This window comes from Rothia mucilaginosa (genome assembly GCF_964210535.1).
Classification (GTDB): domain Bacteria; phylum Actinomycetota; class Actinomycetes; order Actinomycetales; family Micrococcaceae; genus Rothia; species Rothia mucilaginosa_F.
The window spans coordinates 16000-36852 of record NZ_CAXOMR010000022.1 but is presented as its reverse complement, the minus strand read 5'-3'; the positions used below and the strand labels follow the sequence as shown (position 1 = coordinate 36852).

General features: G+C 59.1%; 17 protein-coding genes and 1 tRNA gene. 1 reads left to right on the top strand and 17 read right to left on the bottom strand.

Annotated elements, in window-relative coordinates; translation table 11 throughout:
- Window positions 1-47 precede the first annotated feature (47 nt).
- The 5 genes from AB8C10_RS07535 to mca all read right to left on the bottom strand — a co-directional run bounded on the left by AB8C10_RS07535 (window position 48) and on the right by mca (window position 5077).
- Complete coding sequence (locus AB8C10_RS07535; protein ID WP_296703694.1) at window positions 48-1319, bottom strand: MFS transporter; 1272 nt, start codon at window positions 1317-1319, stop codon at window positions 48-50.
- A gap of 414 nt (window positions 1320-1733) precedes the next feature.
- Window positions 1734-2240, bottom strand: coding sequence for an NUDIX hydrolase (locus AB8C10_RS07530; protein WP_368867367.1), 507 nt, complete (start codon window positions 2238-2240; stop codon window positions 1734-1736).
- Window positions 2241-2366: 126 nt separating this feature from the next.
- Window positions 2367-2894: a prepilin peptidase gene (locus AB8C10_RS07525; protein ID WP_049346792.1), complete on the bottom strand. Its 528-nt coding sequence runs from the start codon at window positions 2892-2894 to the stop codon at window positions 2367-2369.
- A 122-nt stretch (window positions 2895-3016) separates the two neighbouring features.
- Window positions 3017-3826, bottom strand: coding sequence for a polyprenyl diphosphate synthase (gene uppS / locus AB8C10_RS07520; RefSeq protein WP_294631623.1), 810 nt, complete (start codon window positions 3824-3826; stop codon window positions 3017-3019).
- Window positions 3827-4105: 279 nt separating this feature from the next.
- Window positions 4106-5077 carry a mycothiol conjugate amidase Mca gene (mca, locus tag AB8C10_RS07515; protein ID WP_368867366.1) on the bottom strand — a complete coding sequence of 324 codons (972 nt, stop codon included), beginning with the start codon at window positions 5075-5077 and terminating at the stop codon, window positions 4106-4108.
- 419 nt (window positions 5078-5496) lie between these two features.
- Between mca and greA the strand changes: the two genes are divergently transcribed.
- Window positions 5497-5994: a transcription elongation factor GreA gene (gene greA, locus AB8C10_RS07510; protein ID WP_044150727.1), complete on the top strand. Its 498-nt coding sequence runs from the start codon at window positions 5497-5499 to the stop codon at window positions 5992-5994.
- A 171-nt stretch (window positions 5995-6165) separates the two neighbouring features.
- Here greA and ilvA read toward each other — a convergent pair whose 3' ends face one another.
- The 12 genes from ilvA to AB8C10_RS07450 all read right to left on the bottom strand — a co-directional run bounded on the left by ilvA (window position 6166) and on the right by AB8C10_RS07450 (window position 20769).
- The gene (ilvA, locus tag AB8C10_RS07505) at window positions 6166-7419 is read right to left on the bottom strand and encodes a threonine ammonia-lyase (RefSeq protein WP_049341524.1); all 1254 of its coding nucleotides are present in this window, start codon (window positions 7417-7419) and stop codon (window positions 6166-6168) included.
- A gap of 233 nt (window positions 7420-7652) precedes the next feature.
- Entirely contained in the window at window positions 7653-8927 is a 1275-nt protein-coding gene (locus AB8C10_RS07500) for an AI-2E family transporter (protein WP_368867365.1), read from the bottom strand.
- A gap of 173 nt (window positions 8928-9100) precedes the next feature.
- Window positions 9101-10090, bottom strand: a complete 990-nt coding sequence (locus tag AB8C10_RS07495) for a Bax inhibitor-1/YccA family protein (RefSeq protein WP_049346804.1) — start codon at window positions 10088-10090, stop codon at window positions 9101-9103.
- A 197-nt stretch (window positions 10091-10287) separates the two neighbouring features.
- Window positions 10288-11172 (bottom strand): Cof-type HAD-IIB family hydrolase, encoded by an 885-nt coding sequence (locus AB8C10_RS07490; protein ID WP_368867364.1) that lies wholly within the window; start codon window positions 11170-11172, stop codon window positions 10288-10290.
- A gap of 623 nt (window positions 11173-11795) precedes the next feature.
- Window positions 11796-11869, bottom strand: a tRNA-Leu gene (locus AB8C10_RS07485).
- A gap of 261 nt (window positions 11870-12130) precedes the next feature.
- Window positions 12131-13516: an NAD(P)/FAD-dependent oxidoreductase gene (locus AB8C10_RS07480; RefSeq protein ID WP_060823857.1), complete on the bottom strand. Its 1386-nt coding sequence runs from the start codon at window positions 13514-13516 to the stop codon at window positions 12131-12133.
- A gap of 473 nt (window positions 13517-13989) precedes the next feature.
- On the bottom strand, window positions 13990-15621 hold the full coding sequence (locus AB8C10_RS07475; protein WP_303944189.1) for a S8 family peptidase: 1632 nt from the start codon (window positions 15619-15621) through the stop codon (window positions 13990-13992).
- A 63-nt stretch (window positions 15622-15684) separates the two neighbouring features.
- Window positions 15685-16638 (bottom strand): Ppx/GppA phosphatase family protein, encoded by a 954-nt coding sequence (locus AB8C10_RS07470; RefSeq protein ID WP_070634178.1) that lies wholly within the window; start codon window positions 16636-16638, stop codon window positions 15685-15687.
- A gap of 152 nt (window positions 16639-16790) precedes the next feature.
- On the bottom strand, window positions 16791-17390 hold the full coding sequence (locus AB8C10_RS07465; protein WP_314365263.1) for a DUF501 domain-containing protein: 600 nt from the start codon (window positions 17388-17390) through the stop codon (window positions 16791-16793).
- A gap of 83 nt (window positions 17391-17473) precedes the next feature.
- A complete protein-coding gene (locus tag AB8C10_RS07460) occupies window positions 17474-18118 on the bottom strand; it encodes a septum formation initiator family protein (RefSeq protein WP_368867363.1) in 645 nt (214 codons plus the stop codon).
- A gap of 252 nt (window positions 18119-18370) precedes the next feature.
- Entirely contained in the window at window positions 18371-19651 is a 1281-nt protein-coding gene (gene eno, locus AB8C10_RS07455; RefSeq protein WP_049341512.1) for a phosphopyruvate hydratase, read from the bottom strand.
- 371 nt (window positions 19652-20022) lie between these two features.
- A complete protein-coding gene (locus AB8C10_RS07450; RefSeq protein WP_368867362.1) occupies window positions 20023-20769 on the bottom strand; it encodes a MazG nucleotide pyrophosphohydrolase domain-containing protein in 747 nt (248 codons plus the stop codon).
- Between the last annotated feature and the right edge of the window lie 84 nt (window positions 20770-20853).

Below are 20853 nucleotides of genomic sequence, written 5' to 3'. Positions count from 1 at the left end.
TCTGTATGTGTTCTCTGCTCCGTCAATGAGTTGGTAGCGGGTTCTCGCTATTGTTCAACGATATTAAACACTTTGAACTGTTTATAGTGGACCAGCGTGTAGATGAGGCAGAGTACAGCCGGGATACTAACGACAAGCGCAGCGTTGAAGGAGCCGAGATGGTCAAGCATCAGTGCTACCGCGCCCATGGAGTACAGCGTTCCTAATCCAAACACGGCACCGTCAAGGGAGCTGGCACGCCCCAGTAGCTCATTCGGTGTAATGCAGTCACGCAGATTGTTGGAGAAGATGAAAGCTGATGCCCATCCTACGTCCAGGATGAAGAGCAGGGCGCCGAGCACTACGGGGTTATTGCTGACGGTGACGAGCGGTATTCCAAGCAGGGATACGACGTTGGCAACCAGTAGCATTCCTCGTGTGTTCTCGAAAGAGAGGAAACGATCGATGATGAGCGCCGCGACGATACCACCGATACCGCTGCAGGCCATAATCATGCCTACCACTGAGGCTTCAAAAGTGAGTTCCTCATACAGACGGTAAATAATGATAAGTGAATACGATGCCGTAGCTGCCGCTAAGAAGAACGTGTAGACAAGGATAAGTCTCTGTGGGGCGCCGGAGAACATGTATTGGATACCGTCAAACATGCGGTGAATAAACCCATGTTGTGCGGTTTCGCGTTGCTCAGTTTTAGTTTCCATCTCTACGGATGGCAACGTTGCGTATGAAATAGTTGCCGCTCCGAAAAGGAGCACCGGGACGATAAGACCGACCGTTGCACCCGCGACAAGAACAATAAATCCTGCTGTAGGGGGTGCAATGATTGCGGATATTCCCTCGCAAATTTCACGACGTGCATTGTACGAAAGAAGGTTTTCTCGTCCGAGAAGCTGCGGAATATATCCTGCTTCTGAGGCAGCAGCCAGTTCGGAGAAGACACCGCTCACAAATCCTAGTGCGGCGATGGTGAACCATGACAGCATATGCTGCTCAATCATCAACGCCAAGGTAAGGATACTGAGGATGTTTGCTGCCCCGGCAATCACAATCATAGGTTTTCGAGGCAGACTATCCGATAGGGTTGCTAGTGGATATGCCAAGGCGATATTGGGGATTTGCATGGCTACCGCCATTACGCCAGCCAACCCAATTTCGCCTGTACTAGCGAGAATCGCGATGGGTAGGGCGAAGGAATATATTCCTGTACCTACCAGAGAGCCAATAAGGGCTACGTAGATTCTCCAGGGTATTTTATGTGTTGTCATGCTTTGCTCCTTCCAGGACGCATCAAAATAGCGCCCAAGAATTGCGATGAACACAATGAGCCTAGTTCACAGAAAAATGGCATGCCTTAAAGATTTATAGGCAGAGTAAAAGGAAAGCGACTACGCTCACCAGAACATCACGTGAACGGATTTTTTCGGGTTACTGACTAATACGGGGCCGTCACTCCCAATGTAACCCGCGTCATATATAAAGCATCTCATGTGCACCACTCATAACTCGACACACAGGCACAACTTAAAGTAGAAAAGACATAAACAAGGCAAAGCCACAGCAAAACTTGGGATTTTAGCTCTTTAATCCCACAGAAAAACAGGAAGAACCACCCAATAACATGTAACAAACTGTCACAAAAATGAGGGAGGGGCGACTCGCCATGACGGCGGGTCGCCCCTCCTTCTGTATGTACACGCCTCATTCAGCGGCTTTCACGGAGTCTAGTAGCCGGTCTAAAGGTCCTTCGGCGGCACCGACTCCAAACCAAAACGGCAGTGGCCGTCATAGTTCAGCGCCGCATCAATACGGTCCAGCATCCGCTCCGAGAGCAGCGCACGCTCCGCCGGGTCAGACACATCCACCCAACGCACCTGCGAAGACTCCTCGTCGTTCACCTTCGCCTCACCTGAAACCCAGCGGCACAAGAACGTATGATCCAAGAACTGGCAACGGTCACCATTACCGAACTGCATGGCCGGGTCAGCCTTCACCTGCGCCAGCTCCAGCACCTCAATCTGCACGTTCGCCTCCTCCTGCGCCTCACGCAGGCAGGTCAGCGCCGGGCTCTCCCCCGGATCCACAATGCCCGTAATCGGGGTCCACGCCCCGTTATCGCTACGGCGCACCAGCAGCACCTTAGAATCCTGCTCACGGTACACCACAGCCGTCGCGCCGGACAGCCACAGGTAGTCCGAGCCGAGCCGCTCACGCAGCTTACGGATATAGGGAGGAGTAGGCATAACATCAACCTTTCAAAAGCCCCGGGAAGTCTACCGGGAATAGGTGCTAGAGAGCAGAGCGAACAGCTGCGAGCCGCACACAGAACAAGCCCGCCACTTAGCCGGACGGTCACCCTACTTCGGAATCTACCACAGAGAATACGCCGGAGCAGCCAACGCCACCAGCGCACCCAGAAGCATAAACGGACCGAAGGCAATGCGGGTGCTACCGCGCGCCTTCGTAAACAGCACCAGAGCCAAAGACACCAGACCACCGGCAAGGAACGTCACCAGCGACGCCCAGCCCAGATTCGCCCAGGACAGGTACCCGAGCACGCCGCCCAGAATACCGGCAAGCTTCACATCCCCGCGGCCCAGCGCGCCAAAAGACAGGATACGCAGAAGCAGGTAGCAGAACCACAGCACCAGACCGGCACCAATCACACGCCAAATATCGGCGGGGCGACCGGCAAAAAGCAAAGACACCGGCAGCGCCGTATAGGTGGCAATAGCCAAAGGAATCAGGATGCGGTGCGGCAGACGGTGCTCCCGCACATCAATACGCCACAGCCGCAGGGCGCACCACAGAAAATACAGCAGGTAGCTGCCGAGCACCAGAGCGGCAATTGTGGAGGCGCCTCCAGCGTTGTAGAGGCGGGAAAGCTCAGCGAGCATAGAACGTCCATTCTGTATTGCTGGAGGCTGTACTACCGGAGGCTGCTAGCCAGGAACCAACTAGTCAGGAACCAGCCAGCCGGCCGAGAAACATGCACCGATGGCGCTAGGGCATCCAAGTTCTAGGAACCGAAGCGGCGGGAACGGTTCGCGTAATCCCGCAGGGCACGCAGAAAATCAACGCGTGTGAAATCCGGCCACAGGGCGCGGCAGAAGTAAAACTCAGAATACGCACTCTGCCAGGTCATGAAACCGGACAGGCGCTGCTCGCCCGAAGTGCGAATCAGCAGGTCCGGGTCGGGCATATCGGCGGTGTACAGGTGCGAAGAAATATCCTCCACGCTCAGCTGTTCGGCAAGCGAGTCCAAGGATGCCCCCTCAGCGGCAGCCTCGCGCAGAACCGAGCGGACCGCGTCCACAATCTCCTGGCGGCCGCCGTAACCGACCGCAATGTTCACGCGAACACCGGGCAGGTGCGCAGTCTGCTCAATCGCCCAGTCCAGGCGCTCGTGCAGCTGGCGAGGAATCAGGTCAATATTGCCGATAGCGCGCACCGGACCGCAGGCGGACTCCACCAGACGCACCAAGAACGCATCAATCACAGCGACCAGACCGGTCAGTTCCTTCTCGGGGCGTTTCAGGTTCTCGGTGGAGAGCATGTACAGGCTCACCTGCGGAATCGACAGCTCAGTACACCAGGCAAGAAAATCAATAATTCGCTCCGCACCGGCGGCGTGGCCCTCACGGGTGCTCAAGCCGCGCTGAGCCGCCCAGCGACGGTTACCGTCCACCAGCACTCCAATATGTGCCGGCAGGGATTCGGGGCTCAGCGAGCGCGCCAGAGCCTGCTCATAGATGGTAGGCTCAGTGACAGTGCCGGGGTTGCTGGCGTGGCCGTGCACAGTAATCACGGGCAGGGCGTTGGCGCTCATAGCTCATACCTCATTCGGCTGTCGTGGCAGATAATTCAGCGGGCTCATAACGAAAGAGTCCAAGCTCTTATTCTACGCCGCCGCGCCGTACCTTCGCGGCAATCAGCATCGCGGTTGGGCTGAGAATCGGCTCAAAATTTGTGGCGGCTGGTGGCGGTATCCGGGGTGCGTACAGGGGCTGCACGCATCGCGCGCCTAATAATAGTTGATGCCCTTCACCTACGACTCATATCGTGGGTGAAGGGCATCATTGTAACGCGCGGGGCGCTGCGCCCCAGCCTAGATAACGTAGTAGTCGCTCAGGCCCTCGTCCAGGCTAGATTCGGGCAGCTGAACCTCAGTATGCGAGGCGGCCAGCGTGTAGTCCTCCCAGGGCCAAATGTCCTTCAGCTGTTCACTGGGAACGGCGAAGAACACGCCGTTCGGGTCCACCTGCGAGGCGTGCGCGCGCAAAGCCTGATCGCGCTGCTCAAAGTGCTCGTGAACCAGGATGCGGGTCGTAGTCTCGTGGCGAGGTGCCTCCCCCAAGGAGGCGCGGTGCGCGAGGTTCTCAATCCAGCCGCTCAGCAGGCTCTCACCGTGCGTATCGAGCAGATGCTCGTGCAGGGCGAGGGTGCGTTCGGGGTTGAATGCGCGGTCGTAGTAGAGCTTCAGTGGGGTCCAGGGCTCACCCTCACCCACGTAGGCTTCCGGGTCGCCTGCCTTCTCGAATGCTTCCACGGCAACCTTGTGGGTCATGATGTGGTCGGGGTGCGGGTAACCGCCGATCTCGTCATAGGTGATGATGATGTGGGGGCGGTACTCACGCACCAGACGCACGAGCGGCGCGGCGGCACGGTCCAGGGGCATGGTGCCAAAGCTACCGAAGGGAAGCGGCGGCATGGGGTCGCCCTCGGGCAGACCCGAGTCGAAGAAGCCAATCCAGCGGTGCTCAATACCCATAATCTCGCGGGCAGCCGCCATCTCAGCACGACGCAGACCCGGCAGGTCACGGTGCGCACGCGGGCTCTTATCGACCTCCCCATTCAGGATGTCACCGCGCTCCCCGCCGGTCATCGTCGCCACCATGAAGCGGGCACCACGGGCAATATACGCCGAGGCGGTACCGGCGCCCTTGGAGGACTCGTCGTCCGGGTGGGCGTGCACCGCGAGGATACGCAGACCGGTGTAGTCCTCCTCCAGCGGTTTGAGGGAGTCCACGGGAGGGTGAGTCGGCAGGTTTGCCTTCAGCTGTTCAATGGCTTCGCTCACGGTGGTCTCCTTTAGGTGATGCGCCAGGGGGTCGATGATGTGTCTGTGACTCGCGAATACGAGCGCTACACGGCAGAAATTTTACGGTTGTAGCTTCTCGTATGATACCCAAGGATAGCGCCGGTACACTAGCGCAGATGACGCCGTGTGACATCGTGAAACATGCCGTCATATCAGCAGATTCTTGGGCATGAAACAGGCTGATGCTGGCGGAGCGTTCAGCTACAGGCGTGCGTACCGACGAAGATGCGCTCAGAGGGGAAGATACGACCGGCATAACAGCCGAAAATCCTCCGGTGCTCTAGAATAGGTCTGTTGATTCATTCCGTTACCGGCACCTCCGCGCATTGAACGCGGCACGCGGTAGCGGGTTTATTCGTTTCGCACCGGCAGAGCCGGCGCATAAGCAAAGGACACGCATGGCTGAAAACACCGGTGCATGGCTCACTCAGGATGCCTTCGACCGCCTCACCCAGGAGCTGGAGTACCTCTCCGGCCCGTACCGCCAGGAAATCGTTGACCGCATCGCGCAGGCACGCGATGAGGGTGACCTCCGCGAGAACGGCGGCTACCACGCCGCCCGCGACGAGCAGGCTAAGAACGAAGCTCGCATCAAGCAGCTCAAGCACCTGCTGGAAACCGCGCACATCGGCGACACTCCTGCTGACGACGGCGTGGTAGAACACGGCATGGTTATCGAAGCTGAGGTTGCCGGCCGCACCCTGAAGTTCCTGCTCGGCTCCCGCGAAATTGAGGACACTCTGCCGGCAGGTAGCGACCTGAAGGTCTTCTCCGAGAAGTCGCCGCTGGGTGCCGCAATCATGGGCGCTAAGCAGGGCGACGAGGTCACCTACACCGCTCCGAACGGTAAGGAATTGAGCGCCAAGATTATCTCCGCAACCCCCTACCAGGGCTAAGAGATTAGAGCTAAGAGACAGCGCTAGATTTAAAACAAACAGTGCGGGGTGCTGACTATAACGGTCAGCACCCCGCACTGTTTTTTGTCTGCCTGCTTGCGCCTATCTGGTTGCCTCCACCCTTCCGATTCGAGGCAACACTATAGTTCGTCGGCTAATAAATATATCGGCTTAGTAGACGATGATGGGCTTGAAACCCGCATCCTCCAGGGCAGAAATCACCTGGCGGCAATGCTCCACACCCTTGGTTTCCATGTCGATCGTAATCGACACATCGCCCATGGACAGCGAACCACCCACACGGGTGTGATCCACACCGGTCACGTTCGCATCATTCTCAGAAATAATGCGGGAAATGGTCGCCAGCTCACCCGGACGGTCAGACAGCATCATCTTCACGGTCATGTAGCGGCCAGCCGCAGACAGACCGCGCTGAATCACCTTCAGCATCAGCATCGGGTCAATATTGCCGCCGGAAAGCACGCACACGACGGTACCCAGGTCGCCGTACTCTTCCTTCAGCTTGCCGTTCATCAGCGCAGCCACGGGCACCGAACCGGCAGGCTCCACCACGAGCTTGTTACGTTCCATCAGGAAGATCAGGGCGCGAGCGATATCGTCTTCACTCACGGTCGCCACATCGTCTACCAGCTCCTTGATGATGGAGAAAGGCATCTGGCCGGGGCGACCCACCGCAATACCATCAGCAATGGTGGAAACCTTCTTTAGCGGCACCAGAGCATCCGCAGCCAGCGACAGCGGGTACGCCGCCGCGTGCTCCGCCTGAACACCAATAATCTTGATCTTCTTACCGAGCTTCTGCTCCTTCGCGCGGATAGCAGCGGACAGACCAGCCAGCAGACCGCCGCCGCCAACACCCACAATCACGGTGTCAACGTCCGGAACCTGCTCCAGGATTTCCAGACCGATGGTGCCCTGGCCGGCAATAATGTCTTCATTGTCGAAGGGGTGCACGAACACCGCGCCGGTCTCTTCGGCGTAGCGCTTCGCCTCCGCCAGAGCCTCATCCACGGTCAGGCCGTGCAGCTCAACCTCAGCGCCGTGATCGCGGGTTGCGGTAATCTTAGGCAGTGCCGCACCCAGCGGCATGTAAATACGAGCCTTAATGCCCAGACGGTCAGCCGCCAGAGCCACACCCTGAGCGTGGTTACCTGCACTCGCCGCCACGACGCCGCGCTTCTTCTCCTCCTCGGAGAGCTTTGCCATGCGCACATACGCGCCGCGCACCTTGAACGAACCGGCGCGTTGCAGGTTCTCACACTTGAAGAACACCTCGGAACCCAGGCGCTGGCTCAGGGCACGCGAATGGGCGACCGGGGTGCGTTCAATAACGCCTTCGAGCAGCTCTGCGGCACGTTCAATATCGGTAATGGTCACGGGCAGGGAGTCGAGATCTACGCTCACGGGTTTTCCATTCTGACGGTGCGTTGTCCCGCGGGCGCGGGATGGTGATGTATTGCTCATCCCATTTTAGAGGATGGGTACAGCGAAGGGGGCTACCCGGTCGCAAGTAGCCCCCTGGCGAGACACCGCCGTAGACGGCATCGCGGCCGGCGGTATCGCCGGGACGAGTTAGCGGTGCGTTATCGAGGGTGGCGGGGTGCCCTACGCCAAAACCTCCCGCTCGATGCAGGCCCCTAGTCTTCGGAGGAGTCCGAAGCCTCGGAAGCCTGGTTCTCAGGCTCCTCAGCCTTCTGACGGCTCGGCACCCGGGAGGCCAGATTCTTGACGCTCTCCTGCCGTTCCTGGGCCTTCTCCTCAGCCTGCTCGCGGCGAGCCACCTCGTGCGGGAAGAGGAACTCCTCCTCACGAGGTGCTTCCTTCTCCCAGTCACGGTTCGCCAGGTAACGCACCACCGCGTTGACCACAGCCAGAGTCGGCACAGCGAACAGAGCACCCACCGCACCAAAAATCATGGATCCACCAGCCACCGAGAAAATAACCGCCAGCGGGTGCAGGGAGACAGCCTTACCCATAATGAGCGGCTGCAGAATGTTGGATTCGAGCTGCTGAACCAGCAGAACAATACCGAGCATAATCAGCGCCTGCACCGGGCCCAGAGCAACCAGCGCCAGCAGCACAGCCACAGCACCGGAAATGAGGGCACCAATCACCGGAACGAAAGAGCCGAGGAAGACCAACACACCCAGCGGGATAGCCAGCGGAACACCCAGAATTGCGGCACCAATACCGATGCCGATAGCGTCAATAGCCGCCACCAGAATCTGAACGCGCACGTACGCACCCAGGGACTTCCAACCCGCGCGACCCGCACCGTTGACTGCGGCACGCGCATCCTTCGGGAAGAGGCGGGTGACGAACAGCCAGATACGCTCGCCCTCCATCAGGAAGAAAACCAGGGTAAACAGGGTCAGCAGGGTACCGGTCGCAACCTCAGCCGCAGTCGAACCCACCTGAGACACACCGTGCAGCACGGAGCTGGGGTTATTGGTTGCAGCACTCTCCATCTGATCCAGCAGCTGGTTCAGCTGGTCTGCACCGAACTCGTAACCGAGGTCCTTCAGCCAACCAATCAGCTGCTGGTAGCCCTGCATCGCCTTATCCGCCATGGACACAAAACCGCGCAGAATCTGCTGACCGGTCAGCGAAATAATACCGGCGAGCACCAGAATCATACCGATTTCGGCAATAGCCGCCGCGCCACCGGCACGAACGCCCTTCTTACGCAGAAGCATCACGGCGGGGCTCAGCAGAGCCGCCAGCAGCAGAGCCACCAGAAGAGAAATAACCAGCAGGGAGACGTGCCCCAGGCCCTTCCAAAGGATCCAACCGGCACCGGCAATCATAATGATGCGCCACGCCCAAGCACCAGCAACTTCCATAGCAAAAGGCACCCGGTAGCCGCGCTCCTCCTCGGCTACATGTTCTTCTGCGACAGGTGTAATTTTCACGGTGTCTCCAAATCGTTATCGGTGTCGCGCCCGCGCGGGGCAGCTTCGGCTGCCCCAGCGGAAGGCGGTATGTGGTGATGTTGTTGCGCTCCTCCCCTGCGCTTCGATACATCGGGGAAGTAAAGCGGCAAAGGCGGCGGCACCATCACGGTACCGCCGCCTCATCATGAGCTTTAGTCGTTTCTAAAGATGCTTGCCAGGTACATGAGAACACGCAGGATCTCAACGTACAGCCAGACCAGAGAAGCGGTCAGGCCGAAAGCAAGGCGCCAGGACTCACGCTCGGGCAGGCCAGCCTCCACAGCCTCGGAGGTGGTGGTGAAGTCCAGCAGCAGCGAGTAGGTTGCCAGCGCAACAGCGAACAGGCCAACAACCAGACCCAGCGGGATACCACCGATAGAGAAGCTGTTCAGCGAGGAACCGAAGATACCCGCGGTCAGCATGGACACCAGGCCGTAACCCAGGTAGCTGAGCGCACCAATCATGAAAATCTTATTCAGCTTGGGGGTGGTGCGAATCTTGCCGTTGGCGAAGAGAGCCAGGGTCACACCCGCAACCACGAGGGTTGCCAGAACCGCCTGAACTGCCACGCCGGGGTAGCGCATATCCACAACAGCGGACAGACCACCGAGTAGCAGACCTTCCATGAGCGCGTAGGTCATGACCAGAATCGGGGAAACCTTCTTCTTGAAGGAGTTCACCAGACCCAGGACCAGACCGCCAACCATGCCCAGGAGCAGCAGCACCGGTGCATTCCATGCAACAGCGGCACCGACAGCGACCAGGCCCAGGTTGATACCGGTCTTAACCAAGACATCGTTCATGGTCAGGCGCTCACCGGCGGGGATGGGCTCCGAGTAGGTGGGGGCTGCTACGCCGTAGTCAGCCTCACCGTACGGCTGGCCGTACTGTGCCTGCTGACCGTACTGGGGCTGACCATACTGCTGGCCATAGGGCTGCTGGCCGTAGGTGTTCTGGCCGTAGCCCTGCTGATCATACTGCTGACCGTACTGGCCATAGGTCTGCTGCTGACCGTACTGTGCCTGCTGACCGTACTGCGCCTGCTGGCTGGTCTGCTGCGGCTGCGCACCAAAACGACCGAAACGAGAGTCACCCTGAGTGACATTCTTCGTCATTGAATTCAGAAGCGGGTTTCCCGCCATCTTTCTCTCCTTAAACGGGTACAAAACTAATTCTGTTAATTATATCGGATAGATTCTGTGCTCACGGGCGCTGTTCGTTACCAGCATGGGCTTCTAGCGACCTTGCCAGAATATTTCAGGGCGGTGTTTACCTGAGGTTCACCCAGGCCCGCGCCGCCCCGCATGCAAAGGCTTCTGCGCGTCTCTTTGTGAAGCGTCTAGTGCGAAGCTTCCAAACGGTCCAGGAGCTGTTCCAGATACTCCAGAACTGCCTGTTCCTCGTTCGAGCCAATCACCTCATCAGCAGCATTTCGCACAACCTCCGGGGCATTAGACATGGCAACACCCCAGCCCGCGTAGCGGAGCATTTCCATGTCGTTCTCACCGTCACCGAAGGCAAGAATGCCCGCCGGATCAGCATCCAGACGCTCGCATAGGTCCTTCAGACCGGTCGCCTTATTGACACCGGTACGCACCAGGTCAATGGCACCGAAGCCACTCACCATCGGGGTGACGGTCTGCGGAAGAGCCTCACGCAGGTAAACGCTCAGCTGCTGCGTCTGCTTCGGTGGGGTCAGCAGCGGGAACTTAATGGGTGCACCCTCAAAATCTTCAATAGAGTCAACCATGACCGAGCCGGGGAAGAAGAACGCCGCAAAGTCCTCCAGGGTGAGGGTTTCGGGGAGCTCCTGACCAGTGTCTTCAAAATAGCCGCGAATCATGTGCACAATCTGGTCGCAACGATCCTTGGGCAGGTAAATACCCTCGGTGGTGCACACCAGCAGACCGATCTGGTCCAGCCCCTGCACTACCTCAATAATGCGCGGGATATCCTCTTCCTCAAAGGGATGCACGGCAAGCTGACCGCTGTCATCGGCGAGGTACGCGCCGTTCTCAGCAATGTAGGTGAGGCCCTGGTCCTCGAAACCGCGCATATAGTCCTGTAGCTTGGCATGGGTATTTCCGCTCGCCACGACGAAGTGGATTCCATGCGCCTGCAGGCGGGGCAGGATGCGCGCGAACCGTTCGGTGTCGAAGGTTTTGGAGTCGGTGAGGAAGGTGCCGTCCATATCGACGGCAATGATGGAGGGTTTAGTCTGCATGCTGTGCCTTTCTGACTCTGCTCCCCCGTTCAGGCAGGGGTGCGTCTGTGGCTGTGTCTCTTTATAGGGTCTCACGTTTTTTGAGCTCCGGAAGACGGTTCGCGGGTGTTTTAGGGCGTGGAGCCCCGTCACAAAACGTCATCTAAACCCCCTGTTTTGCACTCTTTTTCTCCACAAACTAGACTTACTTGAAGTGTAAAACTTTACTTGTCAAGCTTGAAGGCATGAACAACACCACGAAATACAGCGGCGCAGGCAAGTTCTCCATCGACGCGCTCGTGACCGCGCGCCGCAAGTAAGCTTTGAACCGCCTCCTGCCTCCACACATGACCGAGGCAGGCAATCACCTGCAGGTTCACCAGACTTCACCGCCAGCCGTCCTGATTCCGGCAGAGGACGAGCTCTTCTATCCGCGGTGAAGAGAGTGCGCGGAATGCCATAGCCCGCACCGCCACTCCACGATGCCCCCGATAGTATGGGTCGGGGGCATCGCCTTTTAACTTCCAAACAGCAAACCCCAAACCTGTAAACCTTCAGACACGCAAGCGGCGGCCCCTCCCCCACGGGAAGAGCCGCCGCTCACTTATATATGCCTATCGGCTCTATATTGCCTCTCAACGCAGTGCCCCCACTGGGACTCGAACCCAGAACACAAGGATTTTAAGTCCTCTGTCTCTGCCAATTGGACTATGGGGGCGCACCCCGCATAGTTCGGGGCACAAACACCTATTATTCCACGAAAACGCACCCGAACCTAAGCAGAAACACATTTCAAACGGTTCCCCACGCTCAGCCACAGCAATCACCACGCAAAAGCACAGGTGGGCGACTAAGCCGGGCAGCTGGCGAGCATCCGGACACAAAAACGGGCGGTGCAGAAGACCGAAGTCTTCCACACCGCCCTTTGCTTTATCTCAAGTGCGCTATCTCAGGGAGCATACCCCTAAGTCAGGCTATTTTAGAGCTTTGCCTTCTGGCGTGCCGGTGCAGTACCGGTTGCTTCCTGGAATGCCAGGCGCGGGGAGCGCTGGTGGCGAATCGAGGAGGTGTCGCGGCCGAAGATCTGGTTCAGTGCCCAGGTGGTCATAACGCGAACGGTACGCTCGGTGGTGGGGATTGCAGAGCCGTGGTAGCCGCGGTGCATGATCCATGCCAGCGGGCCGCCAATGGTCTTGCCCTTGAAGTTTGCAACGCCCTTCCACAGGCCCAGACCTGCCACAACACCGATGGTCTCGTGGTAGTAGTCGGTCAGGGGCTCGCCGCGGCGAGCAGCCAGCAGGTTCTTAGCCAGAACGACAGCCTGGCGGGAAGCGTGCTGAGCGTTGGGAACGCAGAAGCCACCCACGCCGCCGCCGGAGAGGTCCGGAACAGCTGCGTTGTCGCCTGCAGCCCATGCACCCTCAACCACGCCGTCATCGCCGGTGACGCGCAGGTCTGCGCTCACGCGAACGCGGCCACGCTCGTCGATCGGGAAGTCGGTGTTCTTCAGCATCGGGGATGCTGCCACACCTGCGGTCCAGATCAGGGTGTCGGTCTTGATCTCGCCTGCGGGGGACTTGTCAGCCATGTTGATCAGCTGCAGGTTGCCGTCGGTTGCGTCGGAGAGGGAGGTGTTCAGCAGAATCTCGATGCCGCGTGCACGCAGCTCTGCAACAACCTTCTCTGCACGGTCTGCGGGAACCTCGGGCATGATGCGCGGTGCAGCCTCGACCATGACGAAGTGCAGGTCGGAAACGGAGAGACGCTCGTTGCGCTCGACAGCAACGCGTGCCATGTCCTCGAGCTCGGAGATGGTCTCAACGCCAGCGAAGCCACCACCAACGATGACGAAGGTCAGGGCGCGGCGGCGCTCTTCAGCGTCGGACAGCATGGATGCAACCTCGATGCGGTCCAGAACCCAGTTACGAACGGAGACTGCCTCTTCAATGGTCTTCAGACCGATAGCGACCTCTGCCAGACCCGGAATCGGGAATGCACGGGTCACAGCGCCTGCGCCGAGGACGATCTCGTCGTACTTCAGCTCGAAGGGCTCACCGTTGTCGGTAGGCTCAACAACAGCGGTGCGGTTTGCGTGGTCGATGGAGACAACGCGGCCGGGAATCAGCTCGGTGTCGCGCAGGTGCTGGCGCAGCGGCACAGTTGCGTTACGGCCTTCCATGGAACCTGCTGCAACCTCGGGGAGGAAGGGCTGGTAAGTCATGTAGGGGTTCGGCTCAACGATGGTGACGACGCCACCAGTCTCCTTGATAGCCTTCTGAATCTTCTTAGCAACGGTGAAGCCGACGTAGCCGCCACCGACGATCAGGACGCGAGGACGGTCCTGTGCCACCTTAGTGAATGCCATTTTGTTACTTCCTAGTCTTTAGGTACCGAAGGTTTGGTAGCCCTTCAGTAGGGTGGTATGTGCAACTTTCGGCTCGTTCCGAAAGCTCCCCTGACGTACAAAGTGGCTCGCTCTGGAAGTCCTACGCAACGCGAAGTGGCTAGCAGCACGAGCCTGTCTATCACATACCTGTTGTCTTTTATTTTACGCCTTTGTTTAGGTGATTTCGCACTTATGGCCCCTTTGAGCTGACCCTAAGTTAAAAGTTTTGAAGATATGAACAGGGTTCATCTCGCGATGCGGGTTACGGTCAAAATTACCCTTTCTGTTTTTTGCGCGGCATGTTCGATATTTTCGTTTATTGGGGTGTTCCCCCGTCGAAAGCCAGCCCCCGCATAACAAAGCCCGGGACTAACTCAAAAGTCAGCCCCGGGCGAACAGGAGAAGCCCCCCACAGAGAAGAAAAACACCGGCATCCCAGACTCACAAGAACCCTAACGAGTCCCCTTCCGAGCACCCTGCTGCGACCCCTTTGAAACACGGTGCTTTCCGTGATGAGTACCCGGATGATGTGCCATCTCACGAGCCATCCGCGCAGCCTGCCCCGCACTCACATGCATCCTATGCAAACGATGCACCGAACCAGCCGTAATAATCGTCAGCCACAACGTCAGCGCCGCCAAAATCACCGGCGGCAACCAGCCACGATCCTCCGGAGGGCGACGCGCATCCGGCGCAGCCGCTTTCACAATGCTCTCGCCCTCCTCATGGACCGGCGCAGCATCGCTAGGAGTCGGCTCACTCACCTGCTGCTTACGGTGCACCGCAATCCACTCAGAAATAGAACCCAACGGATTCGCCGTCACCGTAGGCGCCGCCAAAGCCATCGCATCCTGCGGGTTAAACACACCGTAGCCGTACAGCGGATCACGACCCGTAGCGCCAGCATCATCAGCCGAAGCAATCAGACGCTGAGCCAACTGAGCCGCCGACTCCTTCGGATACTTCTGCTTCAACAACGCCGCAACCCCCGTCACCAACGGAGCAGCAGCCGAAGACCCCGACCAAATCATGTACCCATTACCCGGAGCAGCCGCAATCATATCCGTACTCGGAGCAACCACAGCAATCGAAATACCCTGAGTCGACGAGCCCTCAGAAACCTGCTTATTCCGGTCAATACCGCCCACCGTCAACACGCCAGGAATCGTCGCCGGAGCACCAACCTGCGTCAAGCCGCTACCGCGGTTACCCGCAGCCGCAACAATCAGCACGCCCTTCTGCTCCGCATAGGCAAACGCCTCATCCCAGCTCTGCGGCCAGCTCGTCTTATTCGAGCCAATCGACATGTTAATAATCTGAGCCCCGTGGTCGACTGCATAACGCACCGCCGCCGGGATCTGCTCATCAATACTCTTACCGCCGGTCGTACCCATATTCAGCGAAATCGGCAGAATTTTCGCCTCGGGAGCCACACCAATCACACCGGTCGGCTTACCCGGCTGACCCGCAATCGCAGAATAGCCCTGCGTATCGTGACCGTGACCGGCAATCAGAGAAGCGACCTCCGTGCCGTGCATCGGCTCAGCACCCAGGCCCTTCCAGCCGTCCTCGCTGCCCACGCCCGAGGCGTCATAACCACGCAGAACATTACCCTCAAGATCCGGGTGAGTACCATCCACGCCCGTATCAATCACAGCAACCGTCACGCCCTTACCCGTAGCCTGCGACCACAAGGACGTAATACCGTACTCCTTCAGCCAATACTCACGCTGACGAACATCATCACCATTCGTGGTCGACGTGCCCTTACTCGCAGTCGCAGAAGTCTTCGGCACCGCAGTAGCCGACGGCGAAGGAGTCGCCGTCACCTCCCGCTTCGGGCTCGGGGAAGCAGAAGGGGTCGGGTCCGTCGCCCAGGCAACAGGCGCCATCGGAGTCCACAACGGCAGAAGAGTCAACGCGGCGCTAGCACCCAAAGCTGCACCCTTACGGATGCGGCGAATAGCGCCTCGGTCAGAACCAACCGAAGCGCGCACACCAAATACACGAGACGCACAGGCGCAAGACTGCGCAAAAGACCAGCCGGTCAGGGGCATACCTCGCCGACGCTCAGAATGGAACATTAAAACTCCTCAAGCTGAGCCGCGCCGTGAACCACCATCGGTTCACGGCGCGAGCGCACAAGCCTACAGCTGGGACAGAGCGATACCGTCCAGAATGTCGTGCTCGCTGACGGTCACCGAATCCACGGCACCATCAGTCATCTCATTCAGACGGGTCAGGATGCGGGCGTAAATCGTCGCGCCAGCACCAATCACATCCACCCGGCCGGGGTGCATGTAGCCGAGCTCCTCACGCTCGGCACGGCTCAGCGAAGCCAACCAGCGGGCGGTCTTCTGAACGGTCTCTACGGAGAAGCTCTGAGCGTTAATAGCCTCAGAATCGTAGCGGTCCAGACCCAGCGCAGCGGCAGCCACAGTGGTTGCGGTACCAGCCACAGCCACCACGCGGCACGCATCCTGCAGGGGCACCGTCTTACGCGCCACGTCGAGAGCCTCGTCAGTATCAGCCTCAACGCGAGCAATCTGCGAGTCAGTTGACGGGGCGCTCATCATGTGACGCTCAGTCAGACGCACACAACCAATATTGACGCTGCGGGAAGCCTTCACACCTGACTCGTCACCGAGCACGAACTCAGTCGAACCGCCACCCAGGTCGAACACCAGGGTATCGCCATCACCGTAACCGACAGCGCGCACCGCACCCGCGAAGGACAGCGCTGCTTCCTCGTCCCCGCTAATGACCTCGGGCTCAATACCCAGAATCTCGCGGATACCATCCACGAACACCTGACGGTTACCCGCATCGCGGGTCGCACTGGTCGCCACAAAACGCACCGAATCAGCGCCGTGCTCCTTCAGCAGCTGCGCATACTCACGAGCCGCAGCGAAGGTGCGGTCCAGCGCCTCCTGCGCCAGCCAGCCGGTCGCGTCCACGCCCTGACCCAGACGCACAATGCGCATCTCACGCACAACGTCCTTCAGGACGGTCTTCTCGACCCCGTCCACCACCTCAGTAGTGGAATCAGCAATCAGCAGGCGAATAGAGTTCGTACCGCAGTCAATCGCACCAACGCGCACGGTGGGTTCCTTTCAGGTCTTCAATACCAATCAGTGCCAAAGGCAACGCGAGCGCCGCAGGCGAAAAATTTTCGCTTTTCGGCGCTCTTTCTTCTATCTATTATGCGCCCGCACCGTCGCTGACGACGATGCGGGCGCACCAGAATCAATATTTAGGCTTCTTCACGCCACGCGGGGTCGCAGGAGCAGACCTCGGGGGTCCACCACTCGGCGATAGCGTCCAGGCCGCGGTCACCCATCGGGTTCACGCCACGACCCACCGACAGGGTGTGGCCGATAACGGCGTGCAGGCACTTCACGCGGGTCGGCATGCCGCCGGCAGAGATGCCGTCAATCTCCGGGACCTCTTCGGTGCCGCTGATCAGGCGGATGCGCTCACGCTCAGCCAGGTAGTTCTCGTGTGCAGCAGCGTACTGTGCCGCCAGGTCCGCATCCTCAGCGAGCGAGTCGGTCATCTCGTACATCAGGCCGCCCGCCTCCAGACGGGAAGCCGCAGCGGTAATCACCGGATGCGCCAGGTAGAACACGGTCGGGAAGGGGGTGCCGTTGCTCAGACGCGGCGCGGTAGCAGCCACGAGCGGGTTGCCGCACACGCAGCGCGCCGGAATCTCAATCACGTCGCGGACCTTACGGCCCAGCTGCGCGGAAAGGACGCGGATGTCCTGCTCGGTGGGGGTCAGGGTTTCAATAGTTACGCCGAAGCCGCCGGGGGTGCGTGCCTTCAGCTCTTCAATGGTGTTTTCGGTGCTCATAATCCTAAGTTTCTGGAACGAGGGGTCACCTCGTCCGCTTATGCCGGGTGCTTGCCAAGGCAGGGTTCCTACCGGTGGCTGGGCTAGTTCTTTTCGAGAGAATCCCAGATCTTTGTGGTCCAGGCGTCCTCGGGGGCGTTCTTCGCATTCGCAGAAGTACCGTCCGCCTTCGTAGAGTCCTCGGTAATGCCGGTGACCACGTAGGGGGTGTCGCCGGGGTTCACATAGTAGAGGCGGCTACGTGCCTGCTGGCGAACATAGTTGTCGTCGTTCCACCAGGTCTGCTCCGCCTTCAGCTGAGCGTTCTCCTGCTGCAGCTGAGAAATGTGCGTGTTGATTCGCTTAATTTCCCGGTCCTGGTCAATGTAGGTGACCACCGGGTATGCGGTACCGAGCGCAATCACACCCACCACAACAGCCGTCAGGAAGCTACGACCGGAGAACATGTGAGCCGCCACGGGGGCGTCGTATCCGCCCTCTTCACGGCCCTGCTGCGCCGCGGCACGGCGGCGGGCACGTTCCTCACGACGAGCCTGCGCCTGACGTTCACGCTCGGGATGACGCTGGTTCAAACCCACACCAAAGAAGAGGGCACTGGCCTTCTTCAACAGGGAGGTGCTGGCTTCCTTCGCGGCGCCACGCGATTCTTCGGAGGTGGTAGCGCCCTGAGCGGGTTCGGTGGAACTCGTAGAGTGCGACCGGGTCTGCTGGTTTGCTCGCTGGCTCATTGCCCTATCCTTCGTTCCTTCTGTACCGCTAAACGCTTCCTTCATATTCTACCGGGTTCGGAGGGCTTCCCCGGCGCTATGTTGCAGGCGCTACATACGCCATCTGTGGGCTCCACCTCGTGCGCTATCGCCGCTACTAGCCTCAACGCCGCTACTAGCCTCAACACAGAGCAGGAGGCGGTGCCACTCCCCTACGGGGTAGCACCGCCTCCTTGAAACCTAACCGCTCACGCGGTCGGATGCTTCAGTAACTTATGCCTTGAAGCGGGGGAATGCGGACTTGCCAGCGTAAACAGCTGCGTCGCCCAGCTCTTCCTCAATGCGCAGCAGCTGGTTGTACTTAGCAACGCGCTCGGAACGTGCGGGAGCACCGGTCTTGATCTGGCCAGCGTTGGTTGCAACAGCCAGGTCAGCGATGGTGACGTCCTCGGTCTCACCGGAACGGTGAGAAACCATGCAACGGTACTCGTGGCGCTGAGCCAGCTCCATTGCGTCCAGGGTCTCGGTCAGCGAACCGATCTGGTTCACCTTCACGAGCAGAGCGTTAGCTGCGCCCTCCTCGATACCGCGAGCCAGGCGCTCGGGGTTGGTCACGAACAGGTCGTCACCGACGATCTGGACCTTGTCACCGATCTGCTCGGTCAGGGTCTTGTAGCCCTCCCAGTCGTTCTCATCCAGGGGATCCTCGATGGAAACCAGGGGGTACTTTGCAACCAGGTCAGCGTAGTATGCGCTCATCTCAGCTGCGGACTTCTTCTGGCCCTCGAACTCGTATGCGCCGTCGTTGTAGAACTCGGAGGATGCAACGTCCAGTGCCAGTGCAACCTGCTCGCCCGGCTTGTAGCCAGCCTTCTCGATTGCCTCAACAATCAGGTCCAGTGCAGCTGCGTTGGACTCCAGGTTGGGTGCGAAGCCACCCTCGTCGCCCAGGCCAGTTGCCAGGCCGCGGTCGTGCAGCACGGACTTCAGGGAGTGGTAAACCTCAACACCTGCGCGCAGAGCGTCAGAGTAGTTGTCGAAGCCGATGGGAGCAATCATGAACTCCTGGATGTCAACGTTGGAGTCTGCGTGAGAACCACCGTTGAGGATGTTCATCATGGGGACGGGCAGAACGTGAGCGTTCGGGCCGCCGAGGTACTTGTACAGGGGCAGGTCAGCGGACTCAGCAGCAGCCTTAGCAACAGCCAGGGAGACACCCAGGATTGCGTTTGCGCCCAGCTTGCCCTTGTTGTTGGTTGCATCCAGAGCAATCATGGCTGCGTCAACAGCGCGCTGGTCGGAAGCCTCAATGCCGATGACCTCTTCAGCGATTTCTTCGATAACAGACTTCACTGCACCCAGAACGCCCTTGCCCAGGTATACGGACTTGTCGCCATCGCGGCGCTCAACAGCCTCCCACTCACCGGTGGATGCGCCCGAGGGCACAGCTGCGCGTGCGAAAGCACCGTCTTCGAGCAGAACCTCAACCTCAACGGTCGGGTTGCCACGGGAATCCAGGATCTGGCGTGCGTGAACTGCGGTAATAACAGCCATGAATTGTTCTCCTTATGAGATGTCAAGGATGTGAACGGCTCACCCGGTAGTGGACAAGTCGCGTCCCCTAAATTCTAGCAAAACTCCCACACAAACACACTAGTTGCCACCGCTTTTTTATCGCCTTAATGAAGGTCTCAATAACCCTTAGTCAGGCGCTACAAAGCGGAACAAGACCCACACTCCCCCACATTGGGAGGGTGTGGGTACTCGACCAAAGCACAACATGAGCCCAAACGCCGGGGCATGTGCCACGAGCATCCTCACGGCCGCCCAACACAACCCCAAACAAACAGAAGGCGCTTTGAAACCTCTTATTCCCTCAGAGAATAGGTTTCAAAGCGCCTCGCAGAAGAACTCAACCAGCGTGTCTAATAGCTCGGCTCATCATGCGTGTGCTGAGTAATATAGCGGCGAGTGTACGTACGCAGGGCACGTTCCGGATCCAAACCATTACGCTGTGCGCGACTCACCAACGCAAAAAGCAACTCGCCGAAATCCTCTTCATTGTGCATATAGCGCAGGTCGTCCTCCATGCTCGTAGGCTCCGGCGGCAGAATAATGCCCGCCTTACGCGCCTTCACAGCAGTCTTCTCAGCCATAGCGAGCGCCGGCAGATGCGGCGGAATACCGTCCAACGCGCCACGGTCGCTCTTCTCCTTCTTCTTCAGTGCATCCCACGCCGCCTGCTGCTCAGCAGCGGTACGGGGCGCCTCCGAAGAGCCCTCGGACTCAGCCGCGAACACGTCCGGGTGGCGCGTACGAAGCTTCTGCACCAGGCCCTCAACCACCTGCACAATATCGAAGCCCTGCGGCTTCGCCGCGGCAATATCGGAGTGGAATACCACCTGCAGCAGCACGTCGCCCAGTTCCTCACGCAGTAGCGGCATATTCGGCTCGCCACCGGTCTCTACCGCCTCGACAACCTCGTAGGCTTCCTCCACCAGGTAGCGGATTAGGGAAGCGTGAGTCTGCTCAGCATCCCACGGGCAACCGCCCGGGGCACGCAACAGCGCCATGGTCTCCACCAGGGTGCCAAAAGCTTCAGCCGCACGAGCGGCAGTGTCCTGAACATTCTGCGCCGCAGAAGCGTCAGGCGTATTAGGGGTATCAGTCATAACAATCTTCCTCATCGAAAAATGACAAACATAGCGCGCCGCGCCGACCCCCACACGGGGAGCCGGCGCGGCGCACCTCACAAG